The organism is Campylobacter canis, from assembly GCF_045504005.1.
GTDB classification, from domain to species: Bacteria; Campylobacterota; Campylobacteria; order Campylobacterales; family Campylobacteraceae; genus Campylobacter_A; species Campylobacter_A canis.
In genome coordinates, this window is record NZ_JBJJXH010000016.1 from 1 (window position 1) to 15595 (window position 15595).

Annotated in this window: 19 protein-coding genes; 2 read left to right on the forward strand and 17 right to left on the reverse strand. The window is 33.5% G+C overall.

Translation table 11 applies throughout. The annotated features are described in order from the left end of the window. Positions 1 to 263: 263 nt before the first annotated feature. From ACHJH3_RS10805 to ACHJH3_RS10885, 17 genes are all read right to left on the reverse strand, one after another. The gene (locus ACHJH3_RS10805; RefSeq protein WP_407064810.1) at positions 264 to 995 is read right to left on the reverse strand and encodes a phosphoesterase; all 732 of its coding nucleotides are present in this window, start codon (positions 993 to 995) and stop codon (positions 264 to 266) included. Between the two features lie 110 nt (positions 996 to 1105). Continuing rightward, a complete protein-coding gene (locus ACHJH3_RS10810; protein ID WP_407064811.1) occupies positions 1106 to 1666 on the reverse strand; it encodes a hypothetical protein in 561 nt (186 codons plus the stop codon). 189 nt (positions 1667 to 1855) lie between these two features. Beyond that, a complete protein-coding gene (locus tag ACHJH3_RS10815; protein ID WP_407064812.1) occupies positions 1856 to 2467 on the reverse strand; it encodes a hypothetical protein in 612 nt (203 codons plus the stop codon). Beyond that, positions 2464 to 3066, reverse strand: a complete 603-nt coding sequence (locus ACHJH3_RS10820) for a hypothetical protein (RefSeq protein WP_407064813.1) — start codon at positions 3064 to 3066, stop codon at positions 2464 to 2466. Before ACHJH3_RS10820 ends, ACHJH3_RS10815 begins: the two co-directional genes overlap by 4 nt. A gap of 80 nt (positions 3067 to 3146) precedes the next feature. Further along, positions 3147 to 3509 carry a hypothetical protein gene (locus ACHJH3_RS10825; protein WP_407064814.1) on the reverse strand — a complete coding sequence of 121 codons (363 nt, stop codon included), beginning with the start codon at positions 3507 to 3509 and terminating at the stop codon, positions 3147 to 3149. Between the two features lie 352 nt (positions 3510 to 3861). After that, on the reverse strand, positions 3862 to 4389 hold the full coding sequence (locus tag ACHJH3_RS10830) for a hypothetical protein (protein ID WP_407064815.1): 528 nt from the start codon (positions 4387 to 4389) through the stop codon (positions 3862 to 3864). 291 nt (positions 4390 to 4680) lie between these two features. Continuing rightward, the gene (locus ACHJH3_RS10835; protein WP_407064816.1) at positions 4681 to 5451 is read right to left on the reverse strand and encodes a hypothetical protein; all 771 of its coding nucleotides are present in this window, start codon (positions 5449 to 5451) and stop codon (positions 4681 to 4683) included. Between the two features lie 139 nt (positions 5452 to 5590). Continuing rightward, complete coding sequence (locus ACHJH3_RS10840; RefSeq protein WP_407064817.1) at positions 5591 to 6145, reverse strand: FAD-dependent thymidylate synthase; 555 nt, start codon at positions 6143 to 6145, stop codon at positions 5591 to 5593. A 51-nt stretch (positions 6146 to 6196) separates the two neighbouring features. After that, positions 6197 to 6481 (reverse strand): hypothetical protein, encoded by a 285-nt coding sequence (locus tag ACHJH3_RS10845; protein WP_407064818.1) that lies wholly within the window; start codon positions 6479 to 6481, stop codon positions 6197 to 6199. A 388-nt stretch (positions 6482 to 6869) separates the two neighbouring features. Continuing rightward, complete coding sequence (locus tag ACHJH3_RS10850; protein ID WP_407064819.1) at positions 6870 to 7121, reverse strand: hypothetical protein; 252 nt, start codon at positions 7119 to 7121, stop codon at positions 6870 to 6872. Between the two features lie 193 nt (positions 7122 to 7314). Next, entirely contained in the window at positions 7315 to 7926 is a 612-nt protein-coding gene (locus tag ACHJH3_RS10855) for a hypothetical protein (RefSeq protein WP_407064820.1), read from the reverse strand. Between the two features lie 134 nt (positions 7927 to 8060). Beyond that, positions 8061 to 8612 carry a thermonuclease family protein gene (locus tag ACHJH3_RS10860; RefSeq protein WP_407064821.1) on the reverse strand — a complete coding sequence of 184 codons (552 nt, stop codon included), beginning with the start codon at positions 8610 to 8612 and terminating at the stop codon, positions 8061 to 8063. A 241-nt stretch (positions 8613 to 8853) separates the two neighbouring features. After that, the gene (locus ACHJH3_RS10865) at positions 8854 to 9465 is read right to left on the reverse strand and encodes a 3'-5' exonuclease (RefSeq protein ID WP_407064822.1); all 612 of its coding nucleotides are present in this window, start codon (positions 9463 to 9465) and stop codon (positions 8854 to 8856) included. A 116-nt stretch (positions 9466 to 9581) separates the two neighbouring features. Next, positions 9582 to 10163, reverse strand: coding sequence for a guanylate kinase (locus ACHJH3_RS10870; protein WP_407064823.1), 582 nt, complete (start codon positions 10161 to 10163; stop codon positions 9582 to 9584). Continuing rightward, a complete protein-coding gene (locus ACHJH3_RS10875; protein ID WP_407064824.1) occupies positions 10160 to 10570 on the reverse strand; it encodes a hypothetical protein in 411 nt (136 codons plus the stop codon). Before ACHJH3_RS10875 ends, ACHJH3_RS10870 begins: the two co-directional genes overlap by 4 nt. A 78-nt stretch (positions 10571 to 10648) precedes the next feature. Next, positions 10649 to 11149: a translocation/assembly module TamB domain-containing protein gene (locus ACHJH3_RS10880; protein ID WP_407064825.1), complete on the reverse strand. Its 501-nt coding sequence runs from the start codon at positions 11147 to 11149 to the stop codon at positions 10649 to 10651. A 135-nt stretch (positions 11150 to 11284) separates the two neighbouring features. Further along, entirely contained in the window at positions 11285 to 12544 is a 1260-nt protein-coding gene (locus ACHJH3_RS10885; RefSeq protein ID WP_407064826.1) for a hypothetical protein, read from the reverse strand. Positions 12545 to 13024: 480 nt separating this feature from the next. Here ACHJH3_RS10885 and ACHJH3_RS10890 point away from each other — a divergent pair, with 480 nt between their 5' ends. Beyond that, the gene (locus tag ACHJH3_RS10890; protein ID WP_407064827.1) at positions 13025 to 14137 is read left to right on the forward strand and encodes a 3'-5' exonuclease; all 1113 of its coding nucleotides are present in this window, start codon (positions 13025 to 13027) and stop codon (positions 14135 to 14137) included. Between the two features lie 91 nt (positions 14138 to 14228). Further along, positions 14229 to 15410, forward strand: coding sequence for a hypothetical protein (locus ACHJH3_RS10895; protein ID WP_407064828.1), 1182 nt, complete (start codon positions 14229 to 14231; stop codon positions 15408 to 15410). Positions 15411 to 15595 lie beyond the last annotated feature (185 nt).

Below are 15595 nucleotides of genomic sequence, written 5' to 3' on the forward strand. Positions count from 1 at the left end.
AGCGTAAAATTTAGCCTGATCGGGCAACTCACTAAAATGCGGAACAAATTTAAAAGTAACTCACTAAAATGCGGAACTATTGCTAAAATTGCTCACTAAAATGCGGAACAAATTTTAATTGTGAAAAGTTAATCAAAAAGCTCAGAAAAACAATATTAAATACATGTGAAAAAGTATTTTTTTCACACCCCCCTAAATTTATCTAAATTTATTTTATTTCATAAAATTCGGTAAGCAAGTTAAAAAACAAAAAAAAGAGAGATTTATACCCTCTCTTTTAGCAACGCCATATTATTCTTGTTGTTGTGATACAAAGCTTCTTTTATAAGCTTTTTTCTTTCAATTACAGAATTTGTCTCTTTTATTAATTTGCTATCAATGTTATTGTGATGTCCTTTAACAGGAATATCCTCTAAAAAATCAAATACATCCTCTACAGAAAGCATTTTACCATGAAGATCAAATCCAACATTCAAAATTCTACCCTCAAGTTCTGGAATATAATCATGAAGATGTCCATGCAGCATGTAATTGCCATATTGACAATCCTCCCACTCAAACATAGGATAGTGACTCAAAATAGCCCTAACTTTTTTATTATGATAAGCATTAGTCTTTATCTTATGATAATGTGAGATATGTTCAAACATGCTCAGCCCATCATCTTTCTTCATATTTAACAGCTTCTCGGAATTTTTACGAATTAAGCCATCATGATTGCCCAAAATTAAAAAATGATGTCCATTAAGCTGTTTAATTATTTCTAATGTAGGTTCTAATTCATAATAAAAACTAAGATCTCCTAAATTATAAACAATATCCCTTTTATTAACAACAGAGTTCCACATTTCAATAAGCATATTATCCATAATATCAACATTCTCATCCCTAAAAGCCGGCATAAACGAATGAGCCTTTTTATGTCCAAAATGCAAATCCGATGTAAACCAAGCTCTAGGTTGAGCAGATGTTATAATATTAACTTGTTCGTTCATGCAAAACCTCCACTTATTTATTATATATAAAATAATTATAGTATATTTATGCTTAAAAGTTGATTAAATAAAGGAATAAGAGAGGCTTTAAAAGCCTCTAAAAGTAGTTATTAATTGTATTTTGACTCTTCTTGATATTTGTCAAAAACTTCTCTCGCAAATTTGTATTTCAAACATGCAAATTTTATCTGATATACACAAAAAATTGAAACTGCGGGAAATAAAATAAATCCAAAGATTGCATTAAATAAACTAAGTTTAAAGCCATCGTTTATAAAAGCTTTAAACAAATCACCGTAAGCAAGAATTAAAATATAAGCAAGAAACACATAAATTAACAATGCAGCCATTTTTAAAAACAAAGGTTTACTGTTTATAAACACATCTGTAGTTAAATTTTTTAGAATATAAGCATTGCGTGCACTCGTTTCTGATTTTTTATAAGCAACAAATTCGATCTTATCGCCATCCCTTAAAATATCGTTATCTGAACGAAAGAAATATTGCCTATCTCCAATTCTAAAAGATGTTTCTAAAATGCTTGTAGTAAAAAAAGAAAGTATATTAGGCTTATCTACAAACATTTTCACATCTTTTATAACCCCCGAAACAACCTCCATATCATCGACCTCAAGATGCTTTCTCCACCATCCCTCTATCTTTTTACACATAAGCGCCTCCTTAATAAAATAAAATGAATAATGTATTTTAGCAAAAAATAAAAGCGCAATAAAAAATGAATTAATTATATGTGTTTAAAAATATTTTTTAATATTTAAAACAATAATTTTAAATCAATTTTTCAATATTTAAAAATAAATTAATTAAAAGTAGAGCCAAACAGACCTACTTTATACTTTTTATCTTTGCCAACCAAATATAGGCATAGGAACCAAATCAATTCCAAGCTCAGTTTTATTGCATAAGCCGTCACTAATAGCCTTATGCTTTGCTTCTTGAAAAGTGTAAAAACAAACAGGTGCAAACGGTTTGTCATCGTTTGTTTTGTCACCAAGCAAAGTCCACTGATACTTACCATCTTTTTTGACACAAACCTGCCAAGCCATTTTAATATCATCTATATCTATATAATGATTTTTTAAAATTAAATCATTAACTTTAGTAAAAAAATTACTATAAATAGGTTTTGAGCCAAAAAAAGTATCATTGAGCAAATATTCGGAACCCTTGGCTGTATTGTTATAAAAAACCTCTGAAACTGTATAAAAAGTTAAATCGCCACTACCTTCTTTTAGATCGCTCAGTTTTATTAAGACATCCCCCTTTTTATAACTGTGAACAAAATTTGATACATCTTTGAGACGATATTCGTATTTTTCAAAATTCCATACAGGATTATTTCTATCAAGCTCCACCCATTCTGCACTAGAGTCGATGGGTTTATATTCCAGGCACGAGCCATTTAAAAAAAGATATAAAATATGCTTGTTGTGTTTAAGGCTTCCTGTCATTTTTCTACCTCCATATCATACTGTGTTCTATAATCGCTAATTCCACCGCACGGAACCAAATCAACAAAAAACTCCGGCTCTTTTTTGAAAAACTCACGATAAATTTTACAAGCTTCTTTATAAGTCATTCTGACAGGCGTCCCCGATCCATCCTTGTTAGTTAGTAACAAATCAGGCTTATAACTTGGAATACTCCAAAACCACAAACATTCATCAAAAAACCTAAACATTTCATTAATCTTAATCTCTGTATAATTTTGGAAAGATATGAATTGTGGAAATCTATTTTCATAAGAAATCATTTCAATGCGAAAATGTTTAACACCATTAATAAATTCTTGTTTGCCAACCATATATATCAAGAAAGATTGCTGTATAGGTTCATTACAACAGTTAACTCTAACAAGTCTCGTTCCAAAAGGATAACGCTCTTCCGTTTCTTTGACTCTATAATTAAATTTTTCAAAATCCCACTTTGGAATATCAAAACCAACATCTTTCCACTCATCTTGTTTATTCCCAATCTCTTGCACTTCAAGAGGCTGTCTAAGGCAAAAAGCATTTAAAATAAATTCTATTTCTTGTGTTTTATTTTTCAACTTATCTCCTTTCTTTTTAGCTATGTATACTAATTAGTAAGCCTCTAATAAGCACCATTGTTTTTTTTCTATCAACATAATTAGTCATACCAGAAACGTAAGGTCCCATCACTCTCAAGATTTATTTCATGCGCACCCGGAATATAATAGATATATTTTTCATCTTTCAGATCAACCTTATTTATAAAAACCAAATTTATGAAAAAAGTATCTAAACACTCTTGCTGTCCAGCCATTATCTTGCTATAAAAACTTAATAAAACATAGGTATTGGAAAAACCTATTGCTTCAGCAAATCTGCGTAAAATTCCATAAGTTAAATAACCGTCCAAGTCAATATACATCTCATCTGAAAAATCAAGCCCATGTACTTCAGCAAATTTCTTGAAAAAAGATTCAAAGTCACTCTCATCTTTAAAATTGTATTTTATTGATTTTTTCATTTAGCACCTCCGATATTTATTTATAAAATAATTATAGTATATTTATGCTTAAAATTAGATTAAAAGTTGATTAAATAAAGGAATAAAAGAGGCTTTAAAAGCCTCTAAATAAAGCTATTGATTGTGTTTTTAATATTCTTGATGTTTGTCAAAAACCCTTCTTGCCAATTTATGTCTCATGCATGCAGATTTATCTGATATGCACAAAAAATTGAAACTGCGGGAAACAAAATAAATCCAAAGTAAGTTTAAAACCATTAAAATATTACTATAGACCATAATTAAAGCACACGCAAGAAAAGCGTAGCTTACAAGCATACATATTTTTATAAAAATAGACTTTTCACCCAAATTAAGCCCGTAACATTCCCATCGCCAAAGTGCCATCAAGTGTCTTGTCAATTTTCTTAAAAACTTTTATAGTTTTTTCAGATATTGTGCCAACAATTAACACTGCAATAGCAAATATTATTGATATGATAGCTAAAAATATATACCAATGTGGTGCGGCAAAAATGTTTGTTCTTAACGTGATAGAAAGCCCTTTTTTATATACTTCAAGCTCCTTTTTGTTATTGTTTATTCTTGCTACAAAAGAATCTCGTCTGTCATAAAAACCTTTCTTGTCTGTTAGTAGCATTTTGATAATAAACCATGCAATCGAAGGAAACATATTTTTATCAACAGACTCTGTGAACATCGCATAAAACAATTCTTTGAAATCTTCGCCGTATTCTTCATCAGCCTCAATTTCTTTTATCAGATTGACCAATTCCCATCTTTTTTCAAGAGAGAGTTTGGTTGTTACCTGGTGGTATCTAACTAAGAGCAATGTTATACCGGCACAAAAAACAAGCATTATGATTAAAGAGCTAGTCATTTTTCTTTTTCCTCTCTTTTTTAAATTTGACAAAAAGCACGGCTGGTCTTTTAATAAATCCATTAATTTATCAAAAATTCTTAAAGTTGCTTAGGTTATTCATATTGCCACACTTTTTTATCCTTTGGAAAGATAATAATATCTAAATCTTGAAAAAAGTAAGTAAAATTTAAACCCCGTTAAAAAACGGGGCTATTTTTATCTTGAGTTAAAACATAGTTAAACAAATATGCCGTGATTTGCTTTTTGATTTTTTGAGACACCTTTAGAATTTAAAAAGATTGCTTATTGTTAGTATCCATTAACTACGTTTTGTTCGTTCTCGTAGTAGCTGTCGTCACTTTCGTCATCCTCATAAAAATCACTTGCCGTTGAACTCGCTGTATAAGTATATGGCTTTAGATATTCTCCGGTTTGTTCATCATAAGGCTTTTGCTCTGTTTCAAATAAGGTGTTGTTAGCTACCGCAGGAGAGCTTTTAGTCTCAGCTGTAACACTCTCCTTGTTGGAATCACCTTCCGTGTTCGGCTGACTGCTGTTAATATCCTCCAATCCCGGCTCAGAAGCCTCTTTATTTACATCTTTACTCTTTCTCGTTCTTTTTGTTGTATGGGTCTGAGTCGAGCCCTCTTGCGCTGTTGTTTCGGCTACGCCTTCACATTGAGCATCTTGCAATAAGATCTCTTGCCACTTGTTATGTGAAGATGTTTCCATTTTTGTACTATCTATAAAGACTTTAAATTCCGTATCATTCATATATGCAAGCTCTATAGGAACAACAACCTGATCTGAGTTAGCACAATTTGTAACAATGATATGATCAACATTAAAAGCCATGTCAAGATTCCCGTTTCCATTTAGTTCCTTTAAAAACTCGGTCATTGCATAAGCTTCGGGATCTGCAACCAGCTCTGAGCCGTTAAAATTCACTTTAGTCGATATAATATCTGCAAAAGATTTAAATCGTTTATTAGCAGCCTTTCTTATCTCTAAATCACGAGCCACGTGCTGCTCATAAACTGCTTTGCTCTTTAATTGATATGGTATTTTGTTAAAACTCATGTAGCCTCCTTTATAAAAAATATTTTATATAAAAAAATTATATTATATTTAATCTTAAAAATTGATTAAATAGTGGAATTTAAAAGAGGGAGGGCTACTTAAAATTAGCAGCCCGAATAGAAAATTAATAAGGCTACTTTTATGAAAAATTTACTAAAAGATAGGACTCGTCGTTCCAAAGAAGATCTTTATCTTCTTGTGGTAAAGCCTGAAATACTAAATGAGCTAGCTCTCTAATTCTAAAATGAGCTGATTTATTTAGATGCAACTTTAAAAAGATTTTTAAAACACTTAAATTAACGCTCCATACCAAATCACATTTATAAGCCCCCGTAAGCAAAAATTTATATCTGTCTATAGAGGTGCCACTCTTTATCTCCTCTCTCAGATATTCCAGTTGTTCAAGTTGCCCCTTGCCTATAAACTGCTGGTCCAATAAATCAATATATTTAGCCGCTCTGTCATAGTGATAGCGCCTGCGCTCCTGATCATTAATATGGTATATTTCAACAAAAGGAGCTTCGTTTTCTAACTCTTTAAAAGCACACTCGCTGCTCTTTATATTTAATTCGGCACCCTTATATTTTGCTAATTCTTTTAAAATAAACTCGGCTATTCCGCAAATTTCAAAACAATAGCAACTTAAATCTGTATCGCGAGGATTTGTTTTTTTATCTAACAATTTAACAATCATACACACCTCCATAAAAAAATTACACAATTCATACCAATATTGAATAAGAAGCTAATCTGTAATTCTAAATTTTGAATTTTCAACCTCTTTAAAATCGTAAAAAATTCCCTCTTCCTCACCCTCTTCAAAACAAAACGCTACCACATTTGAAGGAAACAAAACAAACTCTTCAAGCTTTTTACAATAATTAATAGCATCTTGAACAGAGTTCAAATTAGCTGAACAGGTGCGGGATGTTTCGCATAACTTTCTAAGTCTTCCTAAATTAGCTCTAGACACGTCGCTTTTGTCTAAAACAAGTTGAATTTTAAAAGACTTTACAGGATGTTTTCTCATAAGCCCTCCTCAATTACTTTTCATAAAAATATTATATTATATTTATGCTTAAAATTAGATTTATCTTTAGATTAATTAAAACAAAAAATTTTCTTATGCCGAAACACTTAATCAAAAAGAAATAAGCAAGTACGAAAAAGACTACGGAAGAAAATATAGTACACCGCGGTACGTAGATAATAGAAACTAAAGCCGATTTTTTAAAACCATTTTGCCACAAGAGATATATAACGACCTAATATCTACCCCTGACAGATACAATCAGAACATACAAAAGAAGAAATTAAAAAAACAAAACGAAGAAAATAAAAACAACGCGATAAAAGAAATTTTGGAGCGAAACAAAATTGAATAAGAACCATAAGGCTCTTATTAACAAACACCGTACTCATTCACTAACAAACAAAACATATCTTTGAAGCTTCTCTTTTTTGCGCTTCAATGCGCTTTGAACCTCAATCGCAAGCTCAGGATCAAAATATTCTGTATCTCTTGTAGATAGTATGTGCTCATAATGCCTCTCTAGAGCCTCTATCTCTGCTTCAACTAAACAAAGGACACTATCAATACTTAAATTGTGTTCGTGTAAAATATTAGAAAAACCTCTTAAATCGGTGCCATACAATCTAGTTAATTCCATTTTTATACCTTTAAGATAATATATCTAAAAACTAAAACATCTAAGCTCCGTCCGCAGAGCTTTTTGCCGCATCTATATTCTCTTTTAATTCATTCAAGTCATTGCCACTAATACCGGCTGAAACAGCCTATTTCTGCACAAAATTTTAGGTGCAGGTTTCATCTTTTTGTACATTCTCAATCACACTGTATCCTTATAGATTTTTGTATTTATTGATATCTCTATCTATTTTTTGATATTTTTTTCCGACATAATGCTCCTCTTGTTTATTCTTTTCGTATATATCTTGGTTGATCTTTTTAGCAAGACTGCCTAAATATTTAGAACATTTTTTTGGATCAAAGTCACCAGAACAGGAGATCATGCCAACATACGACTTCATTGGATAAATTGGTTCAGATATACCATATTCGATAGGATAATACTCCTTTGTTCGATAATATAATTCAAAATAAGAAGCGCTCTCGCTATCTAGTTTATCTCTTATCTTGTTTGCCATCCCTGAGAGCTCCAAATTGTTTGGTAACATGAAAATAATACCCAAGAAAAAAAGACACAATCCAACGATAAGCCCAATCATTGTACGCTGAAAAAGATGATATTTTCCTATTAACAAACACTTTTTCATTATTACGGTTCGCCGCTCTTCTATATCTCTTGAAGAAAAATCCTCCATTTTTATACTTAGGTTCTTTTCATAATACTCTTTAGCCAGAAACATTATCGTAGCAATAATATGCCCCAGTAAGACGATAACTATAAAGAACTCATCTATCCGCAGATATCTAAAAAAATCCCATGCCATAGCTTATCCTTTCGTTAATTAACACGTTGTAAATTTTCTTTTGTGTGAGCAGTCCCTCTAAAGTTTAGAGAGAAGTAGAAATCAAGCTCAATCTCATTACTAATTTTAAAAAACATATCAACTCCTTTTAAAAACTAAAATCCAAACCATTTGAGTATAATTTTTAACCAACCTTCGCTCTCTTGAGTTTCAGCTTCTTGTTTATTAATATTTTTAATCTCTCTTTGCTGCTTTCTCCACTCCCATGGCGCAACAGGTTTGCTTTGCTGCCACAAGCCACTTTTATTAGCCCTAGCTTCATCTTCAAACCTAACATAATCATTGCTATACGTTCTATATGCCCAGGCATAGCCAGAAGCAACTACGAGCGCATTAAGATCTTGATTTGCATGTTTTATAACAGCAACCGTTCTTCCATACTGATCTTTATCTTTTACATGAATGTCTATATATTTGCCGGACACCAGACTAGCTAGATATTTTTGAGCCTTTTTGCCAAAATCTTGACTTTTTTCAGGAGCGTCGATTCCAAATAGCCTAACTTTAATTTGCTCGTTATCTTTAGATAAAACGACAATTGTATCTCCATCTGCAACTTGAACGACTCTAACTTGCTCTAAAACAGAGGCTAAGGACAATGTTGTAAAGAGTATTAAAATGTACAAGCATTTAAAGCAAGATTGCATATTACCTCCATAAATGAGAATAGAGCGAGGATGGATAATTAGCTAAAACAGAAGAGAGTCCTCGCCCTAAACCGAAAAAATAAAAAAGGAGACACCACGGACTGATGCCACTATGCTAAAAGCATAGGTATAAGAAGACAAAATCCGCTTATATCTAAGCTTTAATATAAAATAATTATATTATATTTATGCTTATTTTAAACTTAATACAAATAGAAAATCTCCCTAGAAAGGGAGATAATTATATATTATACCTAGCGATAGCCCTCTTAAATACCTCAAGTGTTACCTCGGTATCGTAAAGAGAGTTATGCAAACCGCTCTCCTCAAAAGGAATCTGATAAAAATCAGCACACTCTTTGAGTTTTGGATTTTTTAATCTACCGCTTGTATTCTTAGCTCCAACCTCTACCTTTAATCTCTTCATTACATCAAGATAAGGCATTACAATCGGAGCTATTCCTAACCTCGCTGTCTCCTTAATTAGCGTATCTATATCGTATTCTGCATTAAAAGCAACAACAAGATCTGCTCTATCAAAGAAAGATTTTATAGTTTCAAACTGAGATGAAAAATCATTGCAGTCTCTTACCATATCATCTGAAATTCCATGGACTGCTTGAGCTTCTGCATCCATTGGAACCAGCGGGTTTACTAGACTGTAGTATTTATCGATTACTCTATCTGCTATCATGTCATACAACAATAAGCCAATAGAGACGATATACCCGCCTAATTTATGGGTTTCGGTATCAAAAAAGACTAAATTTCTAACGCGTTTTTCAACGTCTGTTACAAAACTCCAGTTTTGATACCACTCCCTAAGCGACAACTCAACATTACTTACCGTCAAGTTGTCGCACCTAGCCATAGCGACATTTAGCTCTGAAGTAGGGAGAGTAAGATCACCCAACCCCACAATTTGTCGCCTAGTTGGCTTTACAACCTTGTAAAAGATGGCATTATCTACTACCATCTTAAAACCTGTACAAGGTTGTCAATTTGAACAGCGCCCTCCTCCGGGTTTGTAATATTAGAATTGATGAAAACATCAAATCTCATATTTTCAGCCCTTTTAGCAATATCATCCTGATCGATACGCTTAGCAATCGCCTCAGGAGAATCACCGCGAGCAGCCATCCTTTCCCTCACTATATCCGGACTTACGTGTACATATACAGTAACCGGAGTAATTTCATGCTCTTTCATGAAATTTACGATGTGAGGTACGCCAGAGGGCTCTACGACAAAAACTGAACTTTTGCCGGCACTCAAGACCTCTTTTTTAGAAAGTCCGTAGAAATTGCCGGAGTAGTTCACATGCTCGATAAGAGCATCGTCTTTTATGAGCCTTTCAAACTCTGGCTCGGTAATGAAGTTGTAGGGTTTTCCTTCAACTTCACCTGCACGCTTTGGACGTGTTGTAGAGCTAACCAGCTTTTTATAGCCATATTTAGTCTCCAGCAACGCCTCAAGCGTGCTTTTGCCACTTCCGCTTGGACCGACAATAAGGACAGCCACTTTATCAGCGGCATTTTGTGTTTGTATCATAGATACTTTCCCTCCTTATAGTGTTTTTCAATACTCTTAAGTTTAAAATCTAAGCTTTCGAGTATCTCGTTGTCCAAAATGTTCAACGGGGTATCTTCCTCATGATCGGCAATACCGTGTACGAAGTCCGGAACCTCGCACTTTAGCTCCGCTACAGGGAGCAACTGAACTTTTTTACCCTCAAATGAATCTATGAGAGGGGTTTTTTTAATCAGGCTAACTCCAGTAACCCGATTTTTGTTAGAATGGATCATATATGTGTCCCACTCTAACTCCATTATCTCTCTGAAAGATAATGTCTTAAGGCAAATGTTTTTGCCTTTTCCTTGAAAGCCTACAATAGCCTTCACCGGATTTCCAAAAAAAGTAATCTCTGGCTTTGAAGCCTTAAAAACTTTCTTTTGCATTTTAATCTCCTTTAAAAAATTTAACTATTGAAAAATAGTTTTATCTAAAGGTTATAGCTAAAAATCCGTAAGAGCTAATTATTTAGCACGTGACATTGAGACGTTGCCGTTTGTCACTTTTATACTGCCGTTAATCGTCACTGCTTCAAGGTTTCCTGATGTAATTCTTGCGTCACCGTTAATATTCCCGTTAACTCTAACGTTACCCGCGTCTAAACGAAAATCTCTAATATCTCCATTTATAACAACCTCGATCTGTTTATCATCGCCGACATCTATCGTCTCTCCATTGATAATAATGGTGCCGCTTCTATTATTTCTAGTTACAGATATGCTGCCCCTTCCCCTATTATTTATACGTATTCCGTTAATATAGATGTCTCCGTCGACGACATCTCCGCAGATGATGTCTCCTGCAACATTGTCACCAACATTCAAATCTCCTCCGGCTGCTCTGCCACCGTTGGTTGCGATAATCGTTTGATTTTTGCCTCTGCTGATAAATACATCGTCGTTAGAAGTTATGTTCGTAATTCTCTTAACTCCGTTAACCAAGATCTCCACAAATTTATTTAGCATAAAACACCTCCATATAATATATATTTTATAGAATAATTATACAGAATTTTACCTTAAAAGTTGATTAAATAACGGAATTTAAAAAGAAAAAAGCGCACCGATTAAAGTGCGCCAAAAAGGATATTTTATAGCATTTTAGCTGGCATATAATTGCTGCTCGCCTTGTTGCTGTTTAATAGAGTTGATATATTGAGCTACCGACTCATATAAAAATTTTGTATCGGTTAAAGATAAAACAAAGTTTGACGACGATATGTTATTAATCATAAAACCCCAAGAATCAGATTCTCCTAAAATGGTTGGAGCCATGAAATTATAGATTGCATGAATCTTATATGACTTATCTTCAGGTAAGTTGCAAATAGCATTTTTAACAAATTCCCTAGCCCTCTCCTTAATATCAGGATTTTCCAAGCTAAAATTTAGATCAACCAAGGAAGATGTGAGCCTCTGCAATGGTGAGCTGCCCTGCTCTCCTACAACCATTATTGCATTTATAAGATCGTCTTTATTGTAAAAAATCGGCAATTTACACTTAAAAAACTTGCATTGAAGCCTATCGTTATATAGTAGAGCATCAAGCTCTTCAAGCGCAGTGCAGTATGCGTCGGCTACAACATCCGGCGGCAAAGCCCCATCTTTATTTCTATCTATCAAATTTGCTATATTAGAGCTTATACGTGCAAAGTCTTTTGACATACCGCGCATAGGTAAAAGCTTAATCAAAAAAGGTTTTTGCCCCTTATCTATACAAGCCTTTGCCGTTCTTATGGAATGAGCGATTAAAAAATGAATTTGTGCCGCAGTAATAAGCTTTCCGGTGTTTATTTGAATGTAGCTTCCTGACGGAGTGATCTCAATAGGCAGATGGTTTTCGTTTTGCGCAAAGAAATAAACCCCTCCGTTGCCCCATTTGTAATTTCCTTTATCGTCTTTAGAAACCTGAAGTGATTTGGAGTTGTACTCTCCCTTGCCATTAGAGGCTACGGCAAAGCGCAAAATAGATGCAGCCTTTATTCTCCTTTTTTCTCTAATCAGCCTTTCAGCCTCATTGTTAAAAGCCTGCTTTCTTGCCTCTTGATCTTTAACTCCGTTTTGTTTAAGCCTTGCTATGTCAGCTTGAACATTAGGGGATAAATCTGTTGCAAATACGAGTTCGCTAGTCGCTTTAGCTACCGCATTAGCTTTAATCGTGCCCTCTGATTTAGCTGCTAAAAAATCAAACAAAGACGTAGAAAAAGAAGGGTTTGTAGAAAGCATTGAAATGTCTATTTTATGCCCTGTATCAAGCTGCGCATGAATTATGTTTGAATTAGTCTGACACTCAGGGGATATTCTACCATTTACGCCATTTTTAAACCCTATTACCTTAAGTACCACTGCCGGAACAATCATCTTTGCACCTCCATTAAAATTTTTGGGTTAAATATATAGATAAGCACACAATCTTATATATACATAAATATTATAGAATATTTACGCTTAAAATATTATAAAAAACAGGCAAAAACGGGGGTGAGGCGCTCAAGATTATCAGTGGTCTAAGTATGTTTGTATATTGTGGAGGTACTTACATGATGTCCGTGGTTAAGACGAGCCTAACATTGGACTAACTTATGGTTACAGAGTTCTCAAGAGCGCCCGTATCAAAAAAAATAGAAGAAATAGCGACTTTTCTTCTAGATTTTTATTATATCATAAAAAACATTGTTTTTGGTTAATGTTTTATTATATTTTATATGCAGCAAACTACGGATAAACCGAGCAAATCAAAGAATTATAACAACAATATTTTAAGTTAATTATAAGCATAAATATAATATAATTAAATATTTAAAAAAATAGTAAAATTTTATAAACAAAAGGAGGTGCTGCATGAGTTACACATTTGTGTTTTATGATACCGAAACAACCGGTACGAAAACCGATGACAGGATATTAGAAATAGCTTACTGTGCATACAAATTTGACCCGGAAGCCAAAGAAAAATTGGTAAGATCGTCACATTTTCGCAGTGAATTAATTAATCCGCAAAAGGCTATTCATCCTGTGGCTAGTGCAACCCACGGCTATAGGATGAAAGACGTTGAAAACGCCCCTATTTGGGCAAATTCCCACGCCAAAATTGCTATAGAAGACTTTTTACAAGACAACAATGTTTACTTTGTAGCTCACAATGCGCCGTTTGACAAAGATATGATGCATAGAGAAAATGTAGAAATCCCGTCTTACAGAAGCATTGATACCTATAGGCTGGCAAAGCACTATCTAAAAGACATCGAAGGGATTGAAAGCTATGGTTTGCAACCTCTTCGCTACTTCTTTAACCTGGATGACGATCCTGATTGCATTGCGATACAGAAAGAATTTGGAGTTGAAAAGCTACAGCCACACACCGCTTTATCTGACATAATAGCCCTTATTTGGCTTATGAAAAAATTTATCAAAGACGGCTATGTAACAAACATGCAAAGTATATTATCAAAAGCATTTGAACCTTTATTTAGCGACAAAGTGACTTTTGGAAATATCTTTGAAAAAGGAAGTCCTTTAACAAAAGCCCTATGCTCTACTTATCAACAAGGAGGATACGGCAAAGTAAGAACAGGATTGAGTTACTATGCATGGGCTATGGAGAATATGGATGCACTTTCTATTGAAGATAAAGTTAATATATCATACTTTGTAATGAAACTAATAGAGGAAGGCTCTTTAAACCCAACTAAAGAGGATGTAGATCCGTTTATAAAATATGCAGCGGCATTTTTACCGCAATACTACAATCTAATTAGAGTAAAATTTAAATGCGAGCCATCTCAGCTAAGATCAGAGCTACTTGATGAAATTAATAAAAGCATAGTTTTACTGATTGAGTCAAATACCGCTCAAAACCAAAACACTGCTCAAAACAGGCTTAAAGATTTGGAGCTGTTAAACGCATACTACAACTCTAACAATAAAATATCTCAAGACACTCCGCCGTGGTAATTTTTTACCACGGACTAAAGGGCTGTTTCGTTATCAATATGAGACGATATGCTATAATATTTGAATAAAAATAATAAGGACTTTAATGCACTTGAGATTTTTTGTTTTTTTTGTAATAGTAACACAAATATTTTTAATAAATTTGCATGCTTTAGAAAATTTTTGCAACTTAAAGCTTTTACAAAACATGGATACAAATCCCGAGTATTCCAAAAATGATATTTATGTAAAACTTAACGACAAATCTCAAATACCAAGAGCCGCCTATGCCATCGGGCAATTAGCCTTGGAACCATATAATGAAGACACTCAAGACATATTAACCAACATATTATTAAAAGACAACAGCGCATCAAATAACGGAACAATAATGGATGCTTTAGGAGAAAACTCAAAAATATTAAACCCTTATATAAATTCTCTTGTATTCATGGAAAACAACTCAACTATTAACAAATTTCAGACAATTTATAAAAGATCGTCGCTTTACTCTACCCACATCGATATTTACTCCCCAACCTATCGAAATCTGCTTGTACTAAATGCAGCCAAGCTTTTTAAATACCAAGAGGACTACAATAAATTTATAAGCTCGATACCTGAAGCCACAAGAGGTTCGGAAGTAGTATTTCAATTCTTATATATGTTAAATGACGTTGAAAACATAAATATTGAAAGCCTTAAGACGTACAATGCAAATGTTGAGGAGATATGCACAAACCAAAAGCTTCTTAATGAATGGCGAGATCAGACAACTTTTGTTACAATAGGAAATTTATACATTTTAGGCTTGCAAAAACCGGAAAAAAAAGAGGAGTATAAAAACCTAGCCTACGCTCTGGGATACAATTCCGGCTCATGGATGATGTTTGATTTTTACTATCAACTAGCTCACAAAAATTACATTAAAGCATCCAATGCATTAAAAGAGCTGTTTACAATCAAAAAATTTAGAGCGGAAAAAGCTCAAGGGTTGTTGCGAAAATACGCTCACGTATCTTATTTAGCCGGCTTACACTCCTCAAAACAATCAAATTATTTTGAGGCTTATCAATATGCTCTTGATGTAATACATATCACAAAACAAATAGCAAAGCCTAACACGCAGGATATAAAAATAGTTACTGAAGCAAAAACCATACTTCAAGAAAGTGCAAATGAGATAGCCGGACACTATTCTTTGCAAGGCGAGATAGATAACGCCAATGCGCTTTTAAATCGAACGCAATCGGCACTACAAGAGATGTTTATTAGCTATGACGACCTTTTCTAGCTCACTATCTGATTTTATTGTTTTTTGTATAACTTTTTGGAGCTCATTTAAAAGCTTTGTTTTACATCCTATAGTAATTTCCATATTTGTTGTTTTGAGTATGCTGTTTATTTTTTTACAAATAGCAAATACTCTTTTTAAACGTAAAAATGATGTGGAATTCAGTTTTAATTTTTTTGTGGATC